5 protein-coding genes are annotated in these 3,127 nt (G+C 54.7%); all 5 read right to left on the bottom strand.

Annotated elements, in window-relative coordinates:
• Nucleotides 1-335: 335 nt before the first annotated feature.
• Nucleotides 336-548, bottom strand: coding sequence for a helix-turn-helix transcriptional regulator (locus LY625_RS13280; RefSeq protein ID WP_233740786.1), 213 nt, complete (start codon nt 546-548; stop codon nt 336-338).
• On the bottom strand, nt 548-979 hold the full coding sequence (locus tag LY625_RS13275) for a hypothetical protein (RefSeq protein ID WP_233740785.1): 432 nt from the start codon (nt 977-979) through the stop codon (nt 548-550). Before LY625_RS13275 ends, LY625_RS13280 begins: the two co-directional genes overlap by 1 nt.
• Before the next feature lie 167 nt (nt 980-1,146).
• Nucleotides 1,147-2,016, bottom strand: a complete 870-nt coding sequence (locus tag LY625_RS13270) for an exonuclease domain-containing protein (protein ID WP_233740784.1) — start codon at nt 2,014-2,016, stop codon at nt 1,147-1,149.
• Nucleotides 2,017-2,152: 136 nt separating this feature from the next.
• Nucleotides 2,153-2,716, bottom strand: coding sequence for a hypothetical protein (locus LY625_RS13265; RefSeq protein WP_233740783.1), 564 nt, complete (start codon nt 2,714-2,716; stop codon nt 2,153-2,155).
• 19 nt (nt 2,717-2,735) lie between these two features.
• Nucleotides 2,736-3,127, bottom strand: a 392-nt coding sequence (locus tag LY625_RS13260) for a DUF2513 domain-containing protein (protein ID WP_233740782.1), incomplete at its 5' end; no start/stop codon positions are given.

The raw sequence follows: 3,127 nt of genomic DNA, 5'->3' as shown, positions 1-3,127 counted from the left end.
ACTTGAATTAAGCCGACGCGACTTGTCGCGTTCGGCTTGAATGAACTGTTAGGCGCATTCGCTGCGGCTCCCTTGGTGCGGTAGCAATGAACCATCGCGAGCAATCTTGGCACCGCAGCTGGCGCAGCGCCGCCCTCCGAGCCAAGCCTCTCGAATACTCGCCGGCCTGCGGAAGCGCGGCAGAAGCGTTCTACACTTTGGGCAAGATCTTGTCGGAGTGAGGAACACCAGGGCCGCAACCGCTAGACCACCTGATATGCCGCCGACGATTACCGGAGTTAGAAAAGTCTCCATTGCTCATCCATTCGGCTTGAACGAATTGTTAGACGACCGCTCTAGTTCTTGACCCACTGAAAGACGTCGTCCAGCTTCACAGCAAAGACATCTGCGATACGGAATGCAGATTCTAGGGTGGGTGAGTACTTTCCCGCTTCAATGGCAGCAATAGTCTGTCGCGTTACTCCAATACGTTGGCCCAGCTCGGTTTGTGACATCTCGCCGTTCTGAAACCGAAGCAACTTGATCTGATTTTCGATTGTTCCCGCCATTACGGTCTTTGCTTACGGTAGCTGTGAACTATGGTGAGGTAGCGAACTAACTCCGCCACGGCAATCATGAGGATTGTCCCATTGATGATTGACCAGCCTGCCGAGTAGAACGGCTTGAAGATCCCTATGACGATCATGCCGATGATGAGGATGAAGTACCCGATACGGAATGAACGGCGCTCAATTTCGTGATCCCGTTCGTCGGCGGGAGTTCTAGTATCACTAGGAAATTTGAGACGCAGAAGCAGATGGCCGGTTCCAATGATTACGGCCCAGCTAACGGCTGCTGTCGCGTAGAGCTTGAGCTCGCCTATTCCAGGCAACGGAATTGGTTGGCCATTTTGTACGACGTATACGTAGATCAAGTACGGGCCTAGAGTGACGGCCATGGAGGAAAACATTAGCCAAGCTACTTTCTCGCGGTATCCCATTTCGGGCTCCGGCTACGAATGTAAAGCAAATCTTACATCATGTTAAAAATGCTTGTCAATACGGTGCGCGAAGAAGTCCCATGCTGGGGCTTGCTTGGTCAGTTGGTGCGGTCGTCTAATGCCAGAATTAAGCCGAGCCGCGAAGCGGCTTCGGCTTGAATGAATTGTTAGCCGTGAACCGCCTGCGCCACAACAATGCTCTGGAAGTCAGACTCGCGGAGAATGCGAATTTGGCAGCCTTGACCTATCAGTTCCTCTGCCTTGAGGTGCTTGGAACTCTTTGTCTTTCCCGCAAGCTTGGAGATGTCTTGGTCACCGACGATGAGAAGAGTCGTCTTTTTTGTGACCGAAGAGCCAACGCCACATCCAGCGCGAGCAGCCAAGTCTGCCGCCTCGCGTCGCGGGATAGCGAGTGAGCCAGTGAACACCGCGACATTGCCAAAAAGTGGCCCCTCGCTGTTCCCATCACGAGTGATTGGCTGGTCGAAGGTCGGGTTGATAGGGCGCTGGACGCGGGCAAACCAATCGTCAAGGCTGAAACCAGCGTGAGCGCTGGCCCTACAGAGCACTTCGCCAGCAGCGCGAGCATCCTCTAGTGCGTCATGGTGCTTGAAATCGATGCCGAGAAATTTCGCGACGTTGTGCAGCCCGTAGCCCTTTGCCCCGAACTTCTCCGGCCATGCGCGACGCACGACACGGGCTGTGTCTAGCCATTTGCAATCAAATTGAGAAAGTCTGTGCTTCTCACAGGCGAGACTAGTGGCTGCCCGATCGAACGGTGTGTGGCACGCGACTACTGAGCCAGTGAGCAGGCCGCGTAAGGTTTCAGCGACTCCTGGCCAGGTTGGTGCACCTCTTACGGTTTGCTCGTCTATTCCGTGGATCGATATGTTGAAGCCATCGAAATCATCTTCAGGGTCAACGAGGCTTGACCACGAATCCACATGCACGCCGTCGCGGAAGATCGCGACGCCAATTTGGCAGATGCTGGCAAGGTCAGCATTGGCGGTCTCTACGTCGATTGCTGCAAATTGCATTGCAACCTCCATTCACGGCTAACACCAGCGTTAAGCCGAGCAGCGTAGTGGAGCGAACCGCATGGCAAGCTTTACCTGCCATGTGGTTTGCGGAACGAAGCGGATTCGGCTTGAACGACTCGTTAGGCACAACCCCTCAGTTGAGAGCTGGATCTGGCTTGCTTGGGCCAATGACCTCATTGATCGCGGTCCACACAACGTAAGCACTCCACTCGTGGCCGTCCCTGGTGCAGTACACCACAAATTCATTCCGGTTCTGACTGCTTGGCTTAAACTTGAATTGCCCACAGCCAGTAACGCGATTGTGCGCCAAAGTCCGAGCTATGTCCGCGTTGAAGTCTTCACGCCAAGGACCTGGATACTCTTCGGCGAGCGCCAACTCTCTTCTAGGCTGCGCCTGCTCCTCGCCATCTGAGTCATCACCGTCTGCGAAAGCCCACCAAAGGATAAGTGCAAGAATACCTACAGCAAATATCCCAGCCAAGAAACTCTCATCGTGCGCAGAAACAGTCTTAGCCCCGCACTTCGGGCAGGTCGGCGCACTATCCGATATCTCTTGTTTGCATTCGTGACAGCTGATCAGTGCCATTTGGTTTCCCTCCCGGTGCTTCACGCCTAACACCTGAGTTAAGCCGACTTGCGTAGCGGAGCCAAACACATGGCAAGCTTTTTCTGCCATGTGTTTGGTGTAGCGAAGCAAGTTCGGCTTGAACGAATTGTTAGACCCCGGCCGCGCTACGTACGAGTGCAACGGCGATATCCGAGGCCACCGACTTGATGAGATCAAAGGTCATGGTGACGCCGTTGGTGGCGAACGCTTTTTTGGTCTTGTTCCAGACAGTGTCACTTCGGACTGCGTCAAGGAACTCGTGACCTGGCCACGTGAGCCGCCGCGCCATGAACTGCGTAGCTCCGCCACCAAGTGTGCGGCTCATTGAGCCTTCGACCAAACCTGCCTCGATGAGCAACTCCATGTGGTACGAGACTTCGAAGTTCCGATCAGCGGGGAAGTCTGACAGCCGAAGAATCGCGTCCGTATCTGGCAGATCTTCTAGACGCGTCAGGATCTCTCGTATGGTGTCCCAGTTGCGTTTCATGTCTCCCCCGGGGT

It is taken from the genome of Lysobacter sp. GX 14042 (assembly GCF_021390425.1).
Taxonomy (GTDB): domain Bacteria; phylum Pseudomonadota; class Gammaproteobacteria; order Xanthomonadales; family Xanthomonadaceae; genus Novilysobacter.
The sequence above is the reverse complement of the archived record's forward strand: the minus strand, read 5'-3'. Positions and strand labels throughout refer to the sequence as shown.